General features: G+C 58.7%; 20 protein-coding genes. 6 read left to right on the top strand and 14 right to left on the bottom strand.

Translation table 11 applies throughout. The annotated features are described in order from the left end of the window. Positions 1 to 23 precede the first annotated feature (23 nt). The 6 genes from BP38_RS0106970 to BP38_RS0106995 form a co-directional block, all read right to left on the bottom strand. A complete protein-coding gene (locus BP38_RS0106970; RefSeq protein ID WP_026987137.1) occupies positions 24 to 485 on the bottom strand; it encodes an SUF system Fe-S cluster assembly regulator in 462 nt (153 codons plus the stop codon). Between the two features lie 110 nt (positions 486 to 595). After that, entirely contained in the window at positions 596 to 1,900 is a 1,305-nt protein-coding gene (locus BP38_RS0106975) for a solute carrier family 23 protein (RefSeq protein WP_026987138.1), read from the bottom strand. 70 nt (positions 1,901 to 1,970) lie between these two features. After that, complete coding sequence (upp, locus tag BP38_RS0106980; RefSeq protein WP_026987139.1) at positions 1,971 to 2,612, bottom strand: uracil phosphoribosyltransferase; 642 nt, start codon at positions 2,610 to 2,612, stop codon at positions 1,971 to 1,973. After that, a complete protein-coding gene (locus BP38_RS0106985; protein WP_051609078.1) occupies positions 2,609 to 3,772 on the bottom strand; it encodes an MFS transporter in 1,164 nt (387 codons plus the stop codon). Before BP38_RS0106985 ends, upp begins: the two co-directional genes overlap by 4 nt. A 116-nt stretch (positions 3,773 to 3,888) precedes the next feature. Next, the gene (locus BP38_RS0106990; RefSeq protein WP_026987141.1) at positions 3,889 to 4,131 is read right to left on the bottom strand and encodes an Lrp/AsnC ligand binding domain-containing protein; all 243 of its coding nucleotides are present in this window, start codon (positions 4,129 to 4,131) and stop codon (positions 3,889 to 3,891) included. A gap of 62 nt (positions 4,132 to 4,193) precedes the next feature. Continuing rightward, the gene (locus BP38_RS0106995; protein WP_026987142.1) at positions 4,194 to 5,681 is read right to left on the bottom strand and encodes a DEAD/DEAH box helicase; all 1,488 of its coding nucleotides are present in this window, start codon (positions 5,679 to 5,681) and stop codon (positions 4,194 to 4,196) included. A 267-nt stretch (positions 5,682 to 5,948) separates the two neighbouring features. On the opposite strand from BP38_RS0106995, the gene BP38_RS0107000 reads away from it, so the two are divergent. Next, positions 5,949 to 6,461, top strand: coding sequence for a hydrolase (locus BP38_RS0107000; protein WP_245602358.1), 513 nt, complete (start codon positions 5,949 to 5,951; stop codon positions 6,459 to 6,461). Next, complete coding sequence (locus BP38_RS0107005) at positions 6,458 to 7,165, top strand: alpha/beta fold hydrolase (RefSeq protein WP_026987144.1); 708 nt, start codon at positions 6,458 to 6,460, stop codon at positions 7,163 to 7,165. Before BP38_RS0107000 ends, BP38_RS0107005 begins: the two co-directional genes overlap by 4 nt. An 18-nt stretch (positions 7,166 to 7,183) precedes the next feature. On the opposite strand, the gene BP38_RS0107010 is transcribed toward BP38_RS0107005, so the two are convergent. Genes BP38_RS0107010 through BP38_RS19490 form a run of 5 tightly spaced genes read right to left on the bottom strand, consistent with a single transcriptional unit; the run spans position 7,184 to position 10,426 of the window. After that, entirely contained in the window at positions 7,184 to 7,684 is a 501-nt protein-coding gene (locus BP38_RS0107010) for a hypothetical protein (RefSeq protein WP_026987145.1), read from the bottom strand. Positions 7,685 to 7,742: 58 nt separating this feature from the next. Beyond that, the gene (locus BP38_RS0107015; RefSeq protein ID WP_026987146.1) at positions 7,743 to 8,825 is read right to left on the bottom strand and encodes an energy transducer TonB family protein; all 1,083 of its coding nucleotides are present in this window, start codon (positions 8,823 to 8,825) and stop codon (positions 7,743 to 7,745) included. Further along, complete coding sequence (locus BP38_RS0107020; protein WP_035724047.1) at positions 8,825 to 9,232, bottom strand: ExbD/TolR family protein; 408 nt, start codon at positions 9,230 to 9,232, stop codon at positions 8,825 to 8,827. Before BP38_RS0107020 ends, BP38_RS0107015 begins: the two co-directional genes overlap by 1 nt. A gap of 5 nt (positions 9,233 to 9,237) precedes the next feature. Beyond that, a complete protein-coding gene (locus BP38_RS0107025; protein ID WP_051609079.1) occupies positions 9,238 to 9,660 on the bottom strand; it encodes an ExbD/TolR family protein in 423 nt (140 codons plus the stop codon). Then, positions 9,626 to 10,426 (bottom strand): MotA/TolQ/ExbB proton channel family protein, encoded by an 801-nt coding sequence (locus BP38_RS19490; protein ID WP_211250249.1) that lies wholly within the window; start codon positions 10,424 to 10,426, stop codon positions 9,626 to 9,628. Before BP38_RS19490 ends, BP38_RS0107025 begins: the two co-directional genes overlap by 35 nt. Before the next feature lie 269 nt (positions 10,427 to 10,695). Here BP38_RS19490 and mnmA point away from each other — a divergent pair, with 269 nt between their 5' ends. Continuing rightward, on the top strand, positions 10,696 to 11,847 hold the full coding sequence (mnmA, locus tag BP38_RS19495) for a tRNA 2-thiouridine(34) synthase MnmA (RefSeq protein ID WP_035724050.1): 1,152 nt from the start codon (positions 10,696 to 10,698) through the stop codon (positions 11,845 to 11,847). 153 nt (positions 11,848 to 12,000) lie between these two features. Beyond that, on the top strand, positions 12,001 to 13,572 hold the full coding sequence (locus BP38_RS0107040) for a CYTH and CHAD domain-containing protein (RefSeq protein ID WP_026987149.1): 1,572 nt from the start codon (positions 12,001 to 12,003) through the stop codon (positions 13,570 to 13,572). Here the strand turns inward: BP38_RS0107040 and BP38_RS22815 are convergent. After that, a complete protein-coding gene (locus BP38_RS22815; protein ID WP_026987150.1) occupies positions 13,569 to 14,096 on the bottom strand; it encodes a SixA phosphatase family protein in 528 nt (175 codons plus the stop codon). The genes BP38_RS0107040 and BP38_RS22815 overlap by 4 nt on opposite strands. 183 nt (positions 14,097 to 14,279) lie before the next feature. On the opposite strand from BP38_RS22815, the gene BP38_RS0107050 reads away from it, so the two are divergent. Both BP38_RS0107050 and BP38_RS0107055 read left to right on the top strand, forming a co-directional pair. Next, positions 14,280 to 16,418, top strand: coding sequence for an RNA degradosome polyphosphate kinase (locus BP38_RS0107050; RefSeq protein WP_026987151.1), 2,139 nt, complete (start codon positions 14,280 to 14,282; stop codon positions 16,416 to 16,418). A 46-nt stretch (positions 16,419 to 16,464) separates the two neighbouring features. Beyond that, complete coding sequence (locus BP38_RS0107055) at positions 16,465 to 17,979, top strand: Ppx/GppA family phosphatase (RefSeq protein ID WP_026987152.1); 1,515 nt, start codon at positions 16,465 to 16,467, stop codon at positions 17,977 to 17,979. Positions 17,980 to 18,028: 49 nt separating this feature from the next. Here BP38_RS0107055 and BP38_RS0107060 read toward each other — a convergent pair whose 3' ends face one another. Both BP38_RS0107060 and rnd read right to left on the bottom strand, forming a co-directional pair. Beyond that, the gene (locus tag BP38_RS0107060) at positions 18,029 to 18,619 is read right to left on the bottom strand and encodes a hypothetical protein (RefSeq protein WP_026987153.1); all 591 of its coding nucleotides are present in this window, start codon (positions 18,617 to 18,619) and stop codon (positions 18,029 to 18,031) included. 166 nt (positions 18,620 to 18,785) lie between these two features. After that, the gene (gene rnd, locus BP38_RS0107065; protein WP_026987154.1) at positions 18,786 to 19,943 is read right to left on the bottom strand and encodes a ribonuclease D; all 1,158 of its coding nucleotides are present in this window, start codon (positions 19,941 to 19,943) and stop codon (positions 18,786 to 18,788) included. Between the last annotated feature and the right edge of the window lie 69 nt (positions 19,944 to 20,012).

Here is a 20,012-nt window from a genome sequence, read left to right on the forward strand (position 1 = left end):
CACTCCTGTCATATAACCCATAGTCAATTGACCGGTCGCATATCCGGTTTCTTGTCTTCAGTTGGCTCGGTCCATTCGAACAGACCCGATGTCATGTCCGAGAGGCGTACGCCGTTCAGTGCGGTGCGGATGGCGCCGTTGACCTTGTCCCAGTTTCCGCGCATGGGGCAGAGCGCTTCCGACTCGCAATGTCCAACCTGGCCATCCACGCAGGCGGTAAGCGCTATCGGGCCTTCCAGGGCCTCGATGATGTCGGCAACGGTGATTTCTTCTGGGGCGCGCCCGAGCTTGTAGCCGCCGGAAGCTCCCCTTTGGGAGGCGATAAGCCCGTCACGTGCCAAAGCGTTGAGGACCTTGGCAACCGTGGGAACGGGAACGCCGGTTTCCTCGGCAATGTGTGGCGCCGTACGTACAGTCTCGCGATCCCGGGCCATCTGGGCCAGGACAACGACGGCATAGTCCGTCAGGCGGTTCAGTCGAAACATGACCTCTCCAATCCGGAGTTAATCAGTCTGGTTTCTGATTTACGTATTGGAGAGGAAAAATCAAGCACAAACCGGAACAGATTGGTCCGGTTTGTGCTTGGTGATGTATTTCAGCCGTGGCTGCCGAGGATGGTTTCCGTTTCGCCGCCTTTGTGGCGATCGGGCAGAACGGCATGAAGGAAGACGCCAACAATGGCTGCCAGCGCCATTGAGGAGACTGTGAAGGTTTCGCCGAATTGCAGGGTCGCACCGCCAATTCCGATCACCAGGATAACAGAGGTGACCAGCAGGTTGCGTTTCTCGGAAAGATCCACCTTGCCCTCGATCAATGTCCTCAGGCCGGAAGAGGCGATTACACCGAAAAGGGCAATGGAAACCCCTCCCATGACGGCCGTGGGAATTGATTGAAGCAGAGCGGCCACGGTGCCGACAAAGCCCAGGACAACGGCCAGCAAAGCTGCGCCGGCAATCACGTAGACGCTGAAAACCCGGGTGATGGCCAGAACACCGACGTTTTCGCCATATGTCGTGTTGGGTGGGCCGCCCAGCAGGGCGGCCAGCATTGTGGCCAGGCCATCGCCGGCCAGGGAACGATGCAGTCCGGGTGTACGCAGGAAGTTGCGGCCCACGATGCGGCTGAGCACAACCTGGTCGCCGATGTGCTCGGCAATGGTCACGATGGCGATTGGCACCAGGACAGGCAGCACCTGCCAGGGTATCCCTTCGGCAGCCAAGAGACCCAGGAACCCTTCGAAGTCCGGAATGCGCAGGAATGAGGCTTCCTGCACAGGAGTGAAATCCACCAACCCGACGACCAGGGCGACAATATAGCCAACCGCAATGCCCAGTAGGATCGGGATAACCGAGAAAAATCCTTTCAGGACCAGGGTGAAGACGATAATCGAAGCCAGTGTGATGGCTGCGACCAACAGAGTGGTCAGGCTGTAATCGCCGCCGCCGACGGTATTGTCAGCCATTTCAATGGCGACGGATGCCAGACTCAGGCCGATGACCATGATTACCGGGCCGACAACGACAGGCGGCAAGAGGCGCATCAGCCAGCCGACACCGAATGCGCGGATCGCCAGGGACACCACCAGATAGACCAGGCCAGCACAGAAACAGCCGAACAGGGCCCCGGGAATACCGGCCATGCTGGCCCCTGTCACGATTGGGGCGATGAAGGCAAAAGATGACCCGAGATAAGCCGGTATACGCCCGCCCGTGACCACGAGATAGAGCAGCGTTCCGAGGCCGCTGCTGACCAGGGCGACAGCTGGAGGAAGCCCAGTGAGCAAGGGCACCAGGACGGTGGCGCCGAACATGGCGAAGAGATGCTGTAGGCTGAGCAGAATCCAGGCACCGGCCTGTGGACGTTGAGATACACCAAGTGACCAGCTTTCCTGATCCGACATGACTTGCCCCCTCTTGCTTATTGTCCCCTGTCAATGGTTCGGCAGAAACCTGCCGGTCGTTCTGTAGCCCCTAAAGCGTGCCGAAAAGGCGGTCCCCGGCATCACCCAGTCCGGGCAGGATATAGGCCTTCTCGTTCAACCTCTCGTCCAGAGCGGCCGTATAGATTGGTACATCCGGATGCGCGTCGGCAAAGACCTTCACGCCTTCTGGTGCGCACACAAGGGTGACCAGGCGTATGTCTTCCCGAGCCACGCCGTTGCGCAGGAGGACATCCACGGCATGTGCGGCCGAGCCGCCGGTCGCCAGCATTGGGTCGACCAGCAGAACACGTCCCGGATTCTCCGGCAGTTTCAAGAAGTACTCATGCGGCTTCTTGGTCTCGGGATCGCGGTAGAGCCCGATGTGGCCTTCACGCGCCGAGGGGATCAACTGTTGCAGGCCCTCGGCCATTCCCAGGCCCGCGCGCAGGATCGAGACGATGGACAGCGGACAGGCGAGTACCGGCGCATCCATCTCGACAAGCGGCGTCTCGATTCGTTCCTGCGTCAGCGGCAGGTCGCGTGTGACCTCATAGCCGAGAAGCAGCGAGATTTCACGCAGAAGCTGGCGGAAGAGAATCGTGGGAGTCTTCTTGTCCCGCATCAGGCTCAGCTTGTGCTGGAGCAGCGGATGGGTGACCACATGGAGCGAGGGAAAGTCGTGTTCTGTCATGGGACCTCTTTATGATCGCTTGAAGCCGGCAAGGCAATCACCGCAATGACACCGGCAAGGCTCAGCAGGCTCATGATGAAATAGGCCTGCCCCTGGAGGGTGTCATAGAGTGGTCCGGCCAGAAACAGCATGCCGCCCATGGCCAGCCCACCGGTCAACGCGGCATAGAGAGTCTGGGCCGTGGCGGCAAGAGTGCTTGGCGTATGTGCGGAAATGAAATGCATCGCACCCAGGTGCGCCGCCGCGTAGGTGAAGGCGTGCAGGCATTGCAGCAGCAAGGTTGTCTCGGCTAGAGGCAGGACGGGCGTCAGGGACCAGCGTATGCAGCCGGCCAATCCGGCCAGCAGGAGCAATCCCTTCGTGCCGAATCGTTTCAGGAAGAAGGCGCCGTAGGCGAAGAAGGCGATCTCTGCGATCACGCCAATGGCCCAGAAAAGCCCGATGGTGGTTTCATCAAACCCGGTGCTGCGCCAATAGATGCTGCCGAATCCGTAATAGAGGGCATGACTGGATTGCAGGAGTGCCGCTGCGGCCAGAAATGCCAGGAAGTCGCGATTTGCCATGAGGCTGCTCAAACCGCTCATCTCGAACTTCCTGGGCGCTGTCCCGCCGTAAGGCAGGAGGCTGGCGGTCAGCAGACAAAAGCCCAAGCCAATCATGATGAGCAGAAGTATGACATCCGATGCACTGTCGGCGATCAGCCAGCCGCCTGCGGATGAAGCCAGGATAAAGGCAAGCGAGCCCCATAACCGAATGCGGCCGTAGTCAAGGCCGTGGATGCGAACCGCCGCCATGCTCCGGCTGTCACTCAAGGGGATGAGAGGATGAAAGAGACAGATGGCCAGCACCTGGACTGGCAGCAGGGCCCAGAAGCCATGCAGGTAGTGGAACAGGCCGAATGTGCAGAGCGCACCCGCAGCAAGAAGGTGTGGCAGGAAGCGACCGTAGGCCCAGCGATCTGCAAGCAGTCCGAATGCTGGTGTCGCAAGGATTCTCAACCAGGCCGAAGCCGCAAGCAGAACTGCGATTTCGGTCGCGCCAAGCCCATGCTCTTCAAGCCAGAGCGGCCAAAAGGGCAGGTAGATACCGAGTGTAAAGAAGATGGCCGCCTGAAAAGCGGCATAGGGAAAAGCCAGCCTGAGATTTGCGTGAAGGCGCACGTGTCCGGCCCTGTTTCAAGGATAGCGGCCGCCAGTCGGTGATCGCCTTGGCTGCGTTCGAACAGCCTGGGCGATGGCGTGTCCGGCGGCTCCGGCGATCTGCTGGCTTCTATGCCTCAGCCAAATGCCTTGAAGGCAATCAGTGTAAAGGTGTCCTTGATGCCGGGCAGGGTCTGGATCGATTCGTTCACGAAATGCCCTATGTCCGCATCGTCATCCAGGTAGCATTTAACCATCAGGTCATACTGCCCGGATGTCGAGTGGACTTCCGAGACCTGCTCGATATCCTGAACAAGCTCGTCTGCGACCTTGTAAGCTTGGCCAAGTTCACACTTGATCTGGATGAATATTGTTTTCATGCAACGAAGCTAGCCGACTAAACCGGGTGCGAAAAGGGGCTTCAGCAACGGGCCCTCGGAATTCAGGCGCTGGCGGTCTGGGGGACGGGGCGCAGCAGGAATGCGGGCGTGTGTTCGCCGAAGGGAGATGTGCTCTCGTCATTCTCAAGAAGTTCCGGATCCTTCTTGCGTGACTTGCCCTTACGAGAAGAGGTCTTCTGGGCTGCCGGCTTCTTGCTGCTCTTTGCGGCCTTTTCCGTTTCCTCGTCTACAGGTTTGTCCTCCGCCTGTTGCCCGGCGTTGTCTTCCTGTGTCTTGTTGTCCTCGGACTTTCGTGGCTTTGATGAAGAAGACTTGCGCTGGCCTGTCTTGCGGCCTTTCTGAGGCGCAGGCTGTGCTTCTTCCTTGGACTCCTCCTTGACCGGCTCAGCCGAAGGCGCCTCATCTGAAAGCGAAATTCTCTGGATCTCGAAGCCGATCAGTTTCTGTACGGACTCCAGGTACTTCTTTTCGCTTGGCAGGAAAAGGGTATAGGCCTTGCCACTGCGACCGGCGCGACCCGTCCGCCCGATGCGATGCACATAGTCTTCGGCATGGGTCGGGACATCAAAATTGAAGACATGACTGACAGCCGGGATATCCAACCCTCGTGCGGCTACGTCGGAACAGACGAGGATCTTTATCTCACCGTTCTTGAACGCGTTGAGGGTTTCCATGCGTGCCGGCTGGGCCATGTCTCCGTGGAGGGCCTTGGCATTGAGGCCATGCCGCTCGAGTGAGCGCTGCAGTGTTGCGACGTCGCGCTTGCGGTTCGAGAAGATCAGGGCGCTCTGCATCTCGCCAGCTTCCTGTTTGAGGAGCTCACGCAGGGCGGCGCGCTTCTTCTTCGGCTCGGCTTCACAGGGCAACAGGCGCTGGGTCACCAAGGCCGCCGGTGAGGCCGGAGGCGCCACGCTGATTTCCTTGGGATTGTTCAGGAACTTTTCGGACAGCTTGCGGATCTCTGGCGCCATTGTGGCGGAGAAGAACAGGGTCTGGCGCAGAGGTGGCAGCAGACCAACCAGCTTCTCGACATCGGGGATGAAGCCCATGTCCAGCATGCGGTCCGCTTCATCAATGACCAGAAGCTTGGTGTCCGCCAGCAGGATCTGACCCCGGTCGAAGAGATCCAGCAAACGTCCAGGGGTGGCAATCAGTACGTCCACGCCGCGCTGGAGCAAGGCCTGCTGGTCCTTCATGGATTCCCCGCCTATCAGCAGGGCCATGGTCAGCTTGGAGTTCTTGCCATACTTCTCGAAGCTGTCGGCCACCTGGGAAGCAAGTTCTCGTGTCGGTTCCAGAATGATGGAGCGCGGCATGCGCGTCTTTGCGCGCCCGCTGCTCAGAATATCGATCATGGGCAGGGTGAAACCGGCCGTCTTGCCGGTGCCCGTCTGGGCAACGCCCATGATGTCACGTCCCATGAGGACGTAGGGAATGGCTTTTTCCTGAATGGGAGTCGGTTGATCGTAACCGGCTTCCTTTATGGCCTGAAGTGTCTCGGAACTCAGTCCAAGCTGTTCAAATGACATGTTGACTCTTAACTGTAGGGAAGTATTGCAGCACCGTACTCAATACGGTGGATGCGTCGAAAACGTTACGGTTTTCCATGGCTATGTCAAGAGAGGCTTGCTATAGCCTAGCTCTAAACAGGGAATATAGTTTCATTGTATCCGAAATACAGCAGAAAAAATTTCTTGCTGATGAGTTTCACTTTTCTTTCCGATTCATGAAGTAACAAATCCATGGTTTCTTCCGAGCTATCACTTAAAACCCTGTCCAGGTTGGATAGCTGCCTTGTGGTGGTAGATGTCCAGGAACGTCTGGCCCCGGCCATAGCGCACAGTTCGGCCGTACAGGAGACAATAAAGAAGTTGTTGCGCGCGGCGGGCGAACTGAGCGTGCCGTGCGTCTTTACCGAACAATACCCCAAGGGGCTCGGGCCGACACTGGAGCCGGTGCGCCAGTCTGCAACGGATGCGTCCGTGGTCAGCAAGATGACCTTCAGCGCGGCGCGTGAAACCGCATTTATGGAGCGACTTGAGGCTGTGCAACGCAGACAGTTGCTGATCTGCGGCATGGAGACGCATGTCTGCGTTCTGCAGACTGCATTGGACCTGAAAGCCCAGGGTTACGAAGTTTACTTGGCTGCCGATGCCTGTGGCTCACGCGATCCCATGCAAAAGGAACTCGGGCTGACACGAATGCGCCAGGAAGGCATACGGCTTGTAACCGCGGAAATGGTGCTGTTCGAGTGGCTCGAACGTGCCGGAACGGAAGACTTTCGCTCACTGCTCGAGATGATCAAATGACAGATAGAACGCCACTTGCCCTGTTGCCTGGCTTGCTGCTGGACGCTGATCTCTGGCGTCACCAGTGTCAGGAGCTTGGTGATATTGCCGATATATCGGTGGCGGATTTCAGTAGCCAGAACAATGTTGCCGACATGGCCAAATCGGTCCTGGAGATGATGCCGCAGCGTTTCGCGCTCGCGGGACTGTCTATGGGGGGGTACGTCGCGCAGGAAGTGATGCGTCAGGCACCTGAGCGGGTTGAACGCCTGGCCCTCATGGATACGCGGGCCTGTCCCGACGAAGCCGAGGTTGTCTCGCGTCGCAAGGGCCTGATGGAACTGGCGCGCAAAGGTCGCTTCAAGGGTGTGACACCACGACTTCTGCCCATGCTGATTCATGAAGATCGACTTGAGGACAAGGAACTCTGTGGCCGCATTCTGGCGATGGCCGAGAACATCGGGCGTGATGGATTCATTCGTCAGCAGCAGGCCATTCTGAATCGCCCAGATTTCCGCCCGGACCTGGCTCGCATTACTTGTCCGACATTGGTGCTTTGCGGGCGTGAAGACCAACTAACACCGGTCGACGCGCATCGAGAGATGGCCGCCGGAATCGCCACTTCAAGATTGGTCGTCCTGAAGCACTGCGGCCATCTGCCTCCCATGGAAAAGCCCGAGGAGACTACGGCCGAACTGCGCCGTTGGCTGACGGAAGCTGACTGACAGGCGCTGCAATAAACGCTACTGCAGCCGCATGGCCCCCGGATCCGGGCAGATGGCAAGTCTGGAGACGCGCTCGCGCGTCTCGTCGGTTGGGCAGTAAGGCAGGACAAGACCTTCACGCCGGAACCGACCGACAAGCTGTGCCGCTGGCATGCGGGCAATGCGAACCACGGCAGGCGGCACAAGGTGCGACAGCAGGTCTTCGAAGTAGTGCAGGCGCCCTGCCTGCAGGTTGGCCAGGGCGGAAAGCAGGATTCTTTCGTCGGCGCTCAGTTCCCGGCAGCTCGGGCGTCCAATTACGACGATTCCTGGAGCGGATGCAGCGATGGTCCGCATGAAACGCTCCAGGTCGCTGATGGCATCGGAAAGTCCTGCAACCTGTGCACCCTCCTCAAGCTTCAGGTGTCCTGTTCCGGAGTTCCGGCATTCTTCCACCCAGCCGCGGAGCAGCCAAATCAGGAATTGCCCTGCAAAAGGAAGGTCCAGAAGGGAAGGGGGATCTTCAGTGGATAACGTCATCACTCTGGCCTCTGTTCAGGGCGTTATCGTTGCAAGGCAGCGATATCCATTTGGTGGGTCAACGCAGCTTGAAGCTAAGTGGCACACGGAATTCCAGGCGTGCCTGGCTGAGTTCATCCGGGGGGGGTGGCAAAGGCTGGGCGCGTTCGATCATAGCCTCGACTTCACGATCCAGAAGGCTGTGGCCGGCACTTTTCTCTATTGAATACTCCAGAACCTGCCCTGCGCGATCGATTACGAAGCGCAGCACCGCTGTGCCTTCCTGGCGTCTTTGTCTCGCCGCACGCGGGTAGTCCTTGTGACGCTCAAGCCAGAGGCCCAGTTCACCGAGATAGCGCTGTAGTGCGTCGGCCGTTTCGGCATCGCCCGTGCCGGGAGTTTCTGTCTGTCCGGCGGCGTTTGTTGCAGATGCACCGGCCCCACTGTTCCCCATCGCCGCCTGTTCCTTTTCCTCGGAGCCTTCGCTGTCCCTGCGCGTCTGGGGTGTTGGTTCGGATTCCTGACGACTTGTTTCCTGCGGCTCATTCTGGGGTGGCTTGCGGGCCACTTGACGGTTTTGGGGCTTCCTTGGCGGTGCCTTATCCGGATGATGACGTGCTGTCAGCTTTTCGGGCTGCGCTTCCGTTTCCTGCTCGGAGGGGACAGCCTGAGCCGTCTGTGGTTCTGGTTCTTGTGCCTGACGGGTTTCCTGCTTTACAGCATCGGCCGTTTCACTTGCGTCTACAGCCTCAGCGACATCTCTGGTTTCTCTGACTTCTGCCTGAACTGCGGCCATAGGCTCTGTGGACGTGAGCTCCTTGGCTTCTTCCTGAGGCTGTACCTGTTGGAGGGCCTTTTCGGGAAGCGCGGAGGGCTGGATGTCCGCGGCCTTTTCCTCAACTTGGGTTTCTGCCGGAACGGCCTCGCTTGCCTCGACGGTATTCTCAGGTGTGACGGCGCTGTTTGTGGACTGGACCGCGGCTTCCTGGGCACTTTCCGCAGCGGTCTGCCCGTCCCCAGCAAGATCAAGCGAGATCCGAGTTCCACCACCAGCCAGACTGGTCTGCTTGTCCTTTTGCAGACCCGAGAGCAGGAGGAATGCCAGGTGAAGGACCAGGGCAAGGGCCAGCGCCAGGACCCAATGGCGTGGAGTTATCTGCATCAGCGCCTGCTGTTCGTCAGAAGCGTGACCTGTTCAATCCCGGCCTGCCTCAAGCGGGTCATGACCTGGACCAGCCGGGCCGAATCAAGGCCACTGTCCGCTTTCACTTCCAGGTTGGTGGCAGTTTCCTGCGCGAGGTTGGCGGAGATCTCGTCTGCCAACTGGTCGAGGGTAACTTGCGTGTCGTCAATCATCATGCGGCCGTCTTCTGCAACGGAAAGCGTGAGGGTCTGCTCCTCAGGCAAGCTATCGCTCAGGCTTTCGGGCGGTTCGACCGCCAGGGGATCGCTCGCCGAGAGCTGTCCGGCCAGCATGAAGAAGATCAGCAGCAGGAAAACGATGTTGATCAGCGGCAGGACGCCGGCCTCGCTGTCTATGTTGCGGGGCTTGGGGGAGGCAATACGCATGGTCTTTATTGTTCCGACAAGGCGATGTTGCGACCGCCTGTTGCGGAAATCTCGTCCAGGACCCGTACGGTTTTCTGCAAGGGAACATCGTTCATGGGGCGTACCAGGATGCGCCGGTCGGGGTCCTGTTGCAACTGCGCGCTCAGGGCAGAACCAAGCTCTTCCACGGACATCCGGCGTCCCGACAGGTCCACCGAGCCGTCCGCATGCACACGCAGCAGCAGAGCGCCTTCCATACCACTGCTGGGGCCGCTCCGAATTGAGGGAGTGCCCAGGGAAATGCTGCGCCAGTCCATGAAACTGGAGGCCAGCATGAAGAAGACCAGGAGGATGAAGACGATGTCGATCAGAGGGGTCAGACGGACAAGGCGAACAGCGGACCTGCTCTCGACCTTACTCCGCAGGCTGAAGCCCTGACCGGGCGACATCGTGGAGCTGTCTGGGATCATGGTTGCTTTCGGCTGAATAGAAAGGGCGCGTGAACACGCGCGTGACGCTGCTTTCAATGATGTGCGTGCAGTGATCGACCCGGCGTTCGAACCAACTGAGCGCCAGGATTGCTGGGATGGCGACGGCCAGGCCCACGGCCGTGGTCAACAGGGCCTCCCAGATGCCGCCGGAAAGCACGGAAGGGTTCACCTGGTTGCCGGCCAGTTCCAACTGCTGGAAGGCGGCAATCATGCCCAGCACCGTGCCGAAAAGGCCGAGCAGGGGGCTGAGACTGCCAATAACCTCCAGGATACGCAGGTGGGCGCGCAGGGCATTCAGTTTTTCTCCGGCGATGCGCTCCACTTCCTCTCGAACGAGCTGCTGCGAGAGGTCGGCCCGGTTCATTCCACGAATTGCGGCTTGCAGGGGCGCTGCAGCCGGATGCCTGCTGCTGTCCAGTAAACGCATGGCTGCGGCCGTGTCACCCTTCAGGTACTGGCCAAGGGCCTCTTCCAAGGGACGTGTCTGAGCAAGGCGCAGCCGATTGAACTGATAGAACTTCAGCAGGATGACACTGAGGGCAACGACCGAGAGCACGAGAAGCAGTGCGACAACAGGCCCGCCGGCACTCAGGATTTCACCAAGCTTGCTGAAGGAGGAAAGGAGGTCACTGCTTTCCTCAAGGCTTCCCTCGAGCAGGAGGCGTCCCGTTTCCGGGTCCGGCATCGGGAGCGTGTCTGTCTGAACGTAGGTATCGCCGTCCATTTGGAGAATCCTTCAAGGTCCTGGCGGAAAAGGCTACTTGAGTGCTGCTGCAGGACAGAGTCAGTAATAGAAATGAGACGCGTTTTCAACGAGAATGAATGTCATTATTTTTCTCGGTGTGGTTCGGGTTCATTCTGTTCCGAAGGGTGAGAAGATGGGAAAGGGCAAGTCGGTTCTGGTCAACAGACGCAAGCCTTGCACTGACGTCATCCCTGACGTGGCAACGCTGTTGTTGCACTCGTATCCCTGTCCTCTATATTCGCGTCATTATGAATTCTCTGGGTTTCGACAAGGCTCCGGGCGACACAAGGATCGTGGTCGCCATGTCCGGCGGTGTAGACAGTTCCGTAACCGCGGCGCTTCTGCACGAGGCCGGTTATGAGGTCATCGGCATCACGCTGCAGCTCTATGACCATGGCATGGCTGTGGAACGGAAGGGCGCCTGCTGTGCCGGACAGGACATCTATGACGCGCGGCAGGTCGCGGACAGCCTCGGGATTCCGCACTATGTGCTGGATTACGAAAGCCGCTTCCGCCAGTCGGTCATCGACGAGTTTGCCGACAGCTACCTGAACGGGGAAACACCCATTCCCTGCGTGCGCTGTAACCAGACAGTGAAATTCCGTGATCTGCTTCAGACCGCCAGCGATCTGGGTGCAGATGCCTTGGCTACAGGCCACTACGTGCAGCGCAAGGAAGGCGAGAACGGGGCCGAGATGCACCGTGCCGTCGACCGCAGTCGGGACCAGAGCTATTTCCTCTTTGCCACCACGCAGGAGCAGCTTGAATTCCTGCGTTTCCCCTTGGGCGATCTTCCGAAAAGCGAGACCCGCGCAATGGCCGAGCGTTTCTCGCTGCCGGTCGCGGAAAAGCCGGACAGCCAGGATATCTGCTTCGTACCAAATGGCTCCTATGCCCGGGTGGTTGAGAAGCTGCGCCCCGGTTCGGTGGAATCGGGAGAGATCGTGGATCTGGATGGCCGTGTCCTTGGACAGCATAACGGCATTATTCACTATACCGTTGGGCAGCGGCGTGGCCTGGGGATAGGCGGCCTTGAGGGTCCGCTTTACGTCGTGCGCCTGGAGCCCGAAACCCATCGCGTCGTCGTGGGTCCGAAGGCTGCCCTGGCGCGCGACCTGGTACATGTGCGGGAGGCCAATTGGCTTAGCTCTGTACCGGTCGGCAATGAAGGCCTGGCCGTTGAAGTCAAGTTGCGTTCGGCTCAGGAAGCCGTGACGGGGCGTGTCCGTCAGGCAGGAACGGCCGACGATACGCGTTGCGAGGTCTGGCTCGACAGCCCGCAGTACGGTATTTCGCCCGGACAGGCGGCGGTTTTCTATCAGGGGGATCGAGTGCTAGGTGGCGGCTGGATCGATGCAGCCGAACTGCGCAACCTGGAAGCTGCACGGCAGGTCGCGTGAGCCCTACAAGAAGTTTGAGCTGGAGCGGATAGGCTGCGCCGCTTGACAGTGGCGGCAGTTCAAGATGACTATTTATAAGAAACTGAAATATTTCAATTTTATTTCAGTTTTGTTGCGGCCTTCTGCTTTCTTGCCTGTTGGGAATTCCCGGCTATGCCTCTGGAACGTGAACTCAAACTGCGTCTTGCGCCTGATGCCGTGGGACGGCTGAGGCAGCATCCTGCCATTCGTGAGAAGGTCCGCGGAACAGCGCTCAGCGAGCGCCTGGCCAACAGCTACTTCGACAGTCCGGAAGGTCGGTTAAGGGAACTGTCGGCTGGTCTGCGTATTCGACGCAGTGGCACAGAACGACGGCAGACACTCAAGATCCTGAAGTCGGAATACGCGCGTCTTCTTGGCAGGAAGGGAAAGACCACGGACAAGGAGGGCGTCGGAACCCTGCACAGCTATCTGGAGTTCGAAGAACCGATAGAAGGGGACGAGCCGAATCTTGAGTGTATAGACGATCGCGGATTGAGGAAGATTTTTGCTCGTGAAGGGCTCTTCGAGCGGTTGGAGCCGATCTTCACGACCGATTTCCATCGCCATAGCCGGCTGTTGGTGGAGGGCGAAAGCGAGATCGAGCTTTCGCTGGACGAGGGCGAGATACGAGGCCCAGACCGGGTGGAACCCCTGTGCGAGGCTGAGCTTGAACTCAAGTCAGGCCGTGTGTCGGACCTTCTGATATTGGCGCTTCAACTGTCCGAGATCGTACCTCTTGCCTTGGAAACCCGTACCAAGGCTCATCGCGGATATGCCCTGGCCCATGCCGATACGCACTTGAAGCCCGATTGCGGCAGCAAACCCGCCCTGAAGAAGAAGGCCTCCGTGCGTGAGTCCTTCGAGCAGCTCGCAGGGGCGGGGATGTCCCATTTGCTGGGTAATGTGGCGGCCGTGGTGGTGGACGGCAATCCAACGGCCCTGCATCAGCTTCGTGTTTCCGTTCGACGCCTGCGTGCCCTCTTCAAGGTTCATGATTCCATACTGCCCACCGAGAGCTGTAGCTGGATTGCGAACGAATTGCGATGGTTCCAGAAAGAATTGGGGCCGGCGCGTGAGTGGGATGTCTTCATGGACGAGACACTGAGCCCGCTGCGGGCCAGGTTACCGCAGGAGGGTTCGGACGCGCTGGTCAGGCTTCGCAAGCAGGTACAGCGGCGCCGGAACAGAGCCTACAGCCGGGCCCAGGCCACTTTGCAGCAGGCGCGGTTCCTGAACATGGTCCTGCAACTCCAGCTGCTTCTGGAAAGTGGAGACTGGGGTCATCGCGAGAGCGAGATGAAGGTCGGGGCGTTCAGCAGAAAGGTATTGGACAAGCGTCTCAAGAAACTGCGTAAGCTTGCTCGAAATCATGCAGCCATGAAGGAGGCCGAACTTCACGAGATCCGCATTGCCGGTAAGAAGCTGCGCTATGCGATCGAGTTCTATCGTTCGCTGTACCCACGCAAGGAGGTCAAGGCCTATTCAGCTTGCCTTGTGGCCCTTCAGGACAGTCTTGGAACGCTTAACGATGCCGTGACGGGTCGGAGACTTCTGGATGAACTGGCGTCAGGACATGATTTCTCCTATGCCCATGGTCTCGTGCAGGGCTGGCAGGCCGGACTTATTGAACGCGACCTGGAGAATTTCCAGAGAATCTGGCAGCAGCTGGAAAAGCAACCTCCCTTCTGGAAAAAGACCGACTAGGCCTGTATGTCGCGGGGCTTGAGGAACAGTTCCAGGTGGCCTGTTCCTTCCTGTAGCATGGACCATTGCTCCGTTGGAAAGCTCAGCAGGACAAAGGCGGCAGTCGGCAGCTTGCGAACCAGTTGGGTCATGTCATTCGGGTCTCGTGCCGTACCGATGAGTCTCAGGCAGAGTTCATGAAGTCCGGGATTGTGCCCTATGAGCATCAGCCGTTGCACCTGTGCCTCGGTCGTCTTGCAGAGCTTCAGCAATTCTTTGGCGGACGCCATGTAGAGGCTTCTGGTGGCCTGGAAAGGAACGGTCTTATCACCCAGCCATTCAGGAGCGAGCAGGGACCAGGTTTCGCGCGTGCGCTGGGCGTCGGAGCAAAGAACCAGGTCGGCCGCGAGGCCGCGCGCCTGCAGGGCACGGCCCATTGTGGGGGCGTCCCGGAGGCCACGCTTGGCCAGCGGTCGTTCGATGTCCGCCAGGTCGGGATTATCCCAACATGACTTGGCGTGCCGAAGAATGAGGAGCTGTTTCAAGGTGAAATCATTCATCCGGAGCGTGGGCGAAGGTGTTCTATCTCTACGATCTGTTATCCTACTGTAGTCAAAGACTGCTATAAATCCGATATTGTGACTCTTCGAGACTGAGCTGAAAGCGAGACGGGCGTGACGGAAAGCCAGACATCCGCCAGCAAGGAACAAATCCGGGGCGCCGAGCGCGTGCAGCCCGCGCCAGGGGACTGGCCGGATGGGGAGTCTCCCGAACGTTTCATTAATCGGGAACTGTCCTGGCTGGCATTCAACGAGCGTGTCCTGGATGAAGCCTTCAACACGAAGCATCCACTTATGGAGCGTCTGCGGTTCCTGTCGATTTCATCCAGCAATCTGGATGAATTCTACATGGTGCGCGTTGCCGGCCTGAAGGGGCAGGTGGGTGCTGGGGTCAAAAGCCTGAGTCAGGAGGGCTGGACCCCTGCGCAGCAGCTTTCTGCCATCAATGCCCGTACCCAGAAGCTGATGCATCGCCAGCAGACCTGCTGGATTGAACTGAAGGATGCTCTGCGCGAGGAGCACATCCAGGTTCTGTCCCGGGAGGAGTTGACGGAACGCGACCGTAATTGGCTGGAGGATTATTTCAGCAGGCAGCTTTTTCCCGTTTTGACACCCATTGCCATCGATCCGGCTCATCCCTTCCCCTTTGTTCCGAACCTCGGCTTCGCAATGGTCCTCCGCCTCATTCGGGAAGAAGCGGCGGAACCGATGACCGGCCTGATCCTGATGCCGCCGCAGAGCGAACGCTTCGTGCGCCTGCCGGGCAAGGCATTGCGCTACGTGCGGATCGAGCAGATCGTTCGCCTCCACCTGCATCACCTCTTTCCAGGCATGGAAGTAAAGCAGGCAGGCGTCTTCCGAGTCATTCGCGACAGCGATGTGGAAATCGAGGAGGAGGCCGAGGATCTGGTTCGGGTCTTCGAGTCCGCCCTGAAACGCCGCCGCCGGGGTTCGATCATCCGCTTGACCGTGGACCAGGGCATGCCGAATGACCTGCGCGAGTTCATCGTCTCGGAACTGGAGGCCTCACCGGACGATTTGTTCCAGTTGAGCGGCTTGCTGGGATTGGCGGATACCTCCCAATTGCTGTCCGAAGAGCGTCCGGACCTGCTGTTTGCGCCCTATACAGCACGCTTTCCAGAGCGTATCCGTGACTATGATGGCGACTGTTTCAAGGCGATTCAGGCAAAGGACATCATCGTCCATCATCCTTATGAATCTTTCGATGTGGTTGTGCAGTTCATTCGTCAGGCTGCGGCCGACCCCAACGTTGTGGCGATCAAGCAGACGCTCTATCGCACCTCGGAGGACTCGCCGGTGGTCAAGGCTCTGGCGGAGGCGGCCGAAGCCGGCAAGTCCGTCACGGCCCTGGTGGAACTCAAGGCGCGCTTCGATGAGGAGCGCAATATTCGCTGGGCGCGGAACCTTGAACGCTCGGGTGTCCAGGTGATCTACGGCTTCATTACGCTGAAAACCCATGCCAAGGTTTCCCTGATCGTGCGTCGCGAAAGCGGTGGCCTGCGATCCTATGTCCACTTCGGAACCGGCAACTACCATCCGATTACGGCCAAGATCTATACCGATCTCAGTTTCTTCACGGCGGATCCGGCGCTTTGTCGCGATGCAGCGCGCCTGTTCAACTTCATGACCGGCTATGCCAATCCCGGGGAACTGGAGAAGTTGGCGGTTGCGCCAGTCAATCTGCGCGAAACCCTGGCGAGCTATATCGACCGTGAGATTGCCTTTGCGAAGAAGGGTAAACCTGCCGCGATCTGGGCAAAGATGAATTCCCTGGTGGACGGCGATATCATCGACAAGCTCTATGAAGCCTCGCAGGCGGGCGTCCAGATCGATCTTGTGGTGCGAGGGGTCTGTTGCCTGCGACCCGGCATACCGGGTTTGAGCGAAAACATTCGCGTGAAATCGATTATTGGGCGTTTCCTGGAGCACTCGCGTATCCTGTGTTTCGGCAACGGCCATGAACTGCCATCCTCTCATGCTCAGGTTTTCATATCTTCGGCTGACTGGATGCCACGGAATTTGAACCGCAGGGTGGAAACACTTGTGCCCATTGAGAATCCTACTGTACACGAACAGGTCATGGGGCAGGTGATGGTGGCGAACTTGAAGGACGAGACCCAAAGTTGGATTATGCAGCCAAATGGCGATTATCGTAGAAAGCAGGCAAGCGAGGATGATTTCAGCGCCCAGGCCTTCTTCATGACCAATCCAAGCCTGTCCGGGCGCGGCAGTGCGCTCAAGAAATCACGCAAGCCCGGCGCCAGCATGATTATCAACGAGAAATAGCGACTTCCATATGCCTGCGTATGCAGACGGCTTTGCAGAAGCTTCCATGACTGCCAATCAAGGCACGGTGTCTGTTCCAAAGTTCGACACAACCTCAGGCCGTGTAGGAGTTGTCGATATAGGGTCCAACTCCGTCCGTCTCGTCGTGTTTGACGGTCTGAAGCGTGTGCCGGTCCCCCTGTTCAATGAAAAGATTCTCTGCGGTCTGGGGCGCGGACTGGATGGCAGTGGCCAGTTGAACCCTGATGGTGTGCAGCTTGCGCTCAATACACTACGTCGATTTGTGGGACTGGCCCAGGCCATGAATCTACAGCGGCTCGATTTGCTGGCCACGGCCGCCGTGCGCGATGCCTCCAATGGCCCGACTTTTGTTCAGGAGGTCGAAAGCCTTTGCAGTTTGCCTGTGCGAGTCCTGACAGGTGCAGAAGAATCACGGCTGTCGGCAGAAGGCGTCTTGTCAGGGCAACCCAATGCCCAGGGTTTCATGGGCGATCTTGGTGGCGGCAGCCTTGAGGTGGTGGCCCTGGGCGAAGGGGCAGGAGAGGCCTGGGCGACCTTACCCTTGGGCCCTCTACGCCTGATGGATGCAGCGGGGGATGACCGGGAGAAGATCCAGGTGCTTATTGACCAGCAGCTCTCCGGCCAGGCCTGGTTGTCCGAGCTGGAGGAGCGGGATTTTTACGCCGTTGGCGGAGCGTGGCGTGCCCTGGCTCGCATTCACATGGAGCAGACACACTATCCCCTGCACATGATCCATGGCTATTCCATGGATCAGGAAGAGGCATTGGAACTGACGGGCCTGGTCAGCCATCTTGGCAAGCGCTCGCTGGCGTCCATGACGGGCGTCAACAAGCGACGTATCGAAACGCTGCCCAGTGCGGCCATGCTGATGCGGCGCATCATCGAATTGGCACGGCCCAAGCGTATTGTTTTCTCGGCTTATGGCCTGCGTGAAGGCTGGGTTCACAACCAGCTGGACTCGGAAGTGCGCGCCAGCGACCCCCTGCTGTCTGCGGCGGCGGACTGGGGCGCCAGGGAGGCCCGTTTCGGTGATTTGGGGGAGCAGATTGCGGCCTGGTGTTTGCCCCTTTTTCCCGATCGGGATGAAGAGGCAGAAAGGCTGTGTCGAGGGGCCTGCCATCTGTCTGATGTGGGATGGCGCTATCATCCCGACTACCGGGCCGAACATGTTCTCTTGCGCGTGCTACGCGCCCAGGAACTCTGCATCGAGCATTTCGAACGGGCGTTCATTGGGCGTGCGCTCTATAGCCGGTATGGCGGCAACAAGAATGCAGGTATCCTGAACTATACACGGCAGTTGCTTTCCGAGGAACGGGTGCGCATGGCCGATGCCCTGGGACGGGCGTTGCGTCTTGCCTATACCCTGTCCGGCGGAGATCCGCAGATGCTGGAGGTCACGACACTGAACCGCGAAGAGGACTGTCTTGTTCTTCAGATTCCTGCCGATGCCGCGGTTCCGCCAGGTCAGATGATCGAGAAGCGCCTGTCATCACTAGCCTCTGCTCTGAAGATCCCCAGGTCGGACATCCAACAGGTTTGAGGCGTGATCGTTCGCTGCCTGCCTTGCCGGCTGTTCTCTTTCCACGCATTTATCCCAGCACTTTGTACCGGGTCAGGATCCAGTAGAACTGGAAAGCCAGCATGACCAGCACCAGGACCAGGTGGAATCTGCGATTGTTCACGAACATTGCAATCACGGCAGCGGCGCACATCGATGCCTGTCGTATGAGATACTCGGGGCCCAGGGATTGCAGGTGCTCGGTGCCTTTCCAGAGAGTGTCGCCAACATCTATGGCAAAAAGGCTTGCCAGAAGCCCATAGAACCACTTTTGCCGTGAGTGGAAATAGGCGGCGTAACTGGAATACTCATCCATTCGATCAGGGAAAAGTATTGCGCAGGTGAAATAGAACAGCGCGGCATAGGTTATGATGAAGAGGTAATGCTGGAACGTCCATTTCTCGACATAGGCGAGGCCGAATTCAAACCACCAGAAATGGATGACCGAGGTGAAGAGAAATGCCACCCAACCCAGGTGAACGGAATAGACTCTCTTGCTGCCGGGGTGTTGGACCAGTCGCGCCAGGCCCCCGAGCAGGTGGGCAATGCTGAGCCCGATAACCACACCGAAGATTGCCCGGACGTGGAAGATCGCTTCAGAAGGAGTGGCTGACGTCTCCATACGGGACGCTCCCGGGTTGTTGCAGGTTTATCAGGTTGGCCACCTCTTGTATCGGTTGTCTTCCTTGGACATCAACCATGACTGTCGTCAAAGCCGTATCAATTGCCGGGCTGGGTGGTCCATGACCGAAGGCCCCACAAACTGGGGACAAGGCAAAATCCGGTATTCAGTTGAGCGAGAGCACCTTCACTGATCTGTCCTCTGCTGACAGGGCGATCTTGCCCTGCTTCAGCTTCAGTGCATACCGGCCGAAAATTTCCCGTCGCCAGCCTTTCAATGCAGGTACGTCTGCATCGTCATCCAATGCGATCTGCTCAAGGTCGCTGACGTTCGCCAGGAGCTTCTGTGCAATCTCGTGCTCTTCGCATTTGGCTTTCAAGAGCACCTTCATCAGTTCGATAAGGGCCGGAGAAGCTTCATCACGGTTGCTGTCATCCTGGTCCGCAGCCGTGGGCAACTGGTTCTTCGGAAGACTTGTCGTATCCTCGATGATTTTCAGGATCTCACGTCCAATGCGACCCTTGGCCATGTCCGCGGAAATGCCTCTGGCGCGTGCCAGACCATCGATCGTATTCGGTCGGTTCGAGGCCAGGTCATAGATCTGTTCATCCTTCAGGATGCGGCTGCGGGGAACATCCCTGCTCTGGGCCTCCTTCTCGCGCCAGGTTGCAAGCGCGCGCATCACCGCCAGGTAACGCCGGTCCCGTGATCGGGATTTCAGGCGCTGCCATGCCTTCTCGGGATCGTTCTGATAGGTTTCCGGGTCAGCCAGGACAGCCATCTCGTCGCCCAGCCAGCTTTCGCGTCCATTCTTCTCCAGGCGCCTGCTCAGCTTTTCATAGACTTCGCGCAGGTGCGTCACGTCGGCCAGGGCATAGGACAGCTGCTTCTCTCCAAGCGGCCGGCGGCTCCAGTCGGTAAAGCGTGCGCCCTTGTCGATGGAGTGCGAGGTCAAGGCCGCGACAAGCTTCTCGTAGCTGACCTGGTCGCCGAAGCCGCAGACCATGGCGGCCACCTGGGTATCGAATACCGGAGCCGGTACGCTGCCCATCCGCTGGTAGAAGATTTCAAGGTCCTGCCGTGCGGCATGAAAGACCTTCGTGACGTCTGGATTTCTCAGCAGGGCATAGAGCGGTTCAAGATCGAGCCCTTCCCTGAGGGGGTCTATGATGACCGCTTCATCCGCACCGCCCACCTGGATCAGGCAGAGCTTGGGCCAGTAGCTGGTATCCCGCATGAACTCAGTGTCGATGGTGATGTAGGCGCTGCTTTCCTGAGCGGTGCAGAAAGCCTCGAGGCTGGAAGTGTCCGATATGATACGCATACCCGCTGATATAGCCCGAGTGGCGTTCATGGAAAAGGCTTCAATTCCGGAGCGGCGGGGCTTCGCATC

Origin of the sequence: Fodinicurvata fenggangensis DSM 21160, from assembly GCF_000686045.1 — a bacterium.
Lineage (GTDB): Bacteria > Pseudomonadota > Alphaproteobacteria > Kiloniellales > DSM-21159 > Fodinicurvata > Fodinicurvata fenggangensis.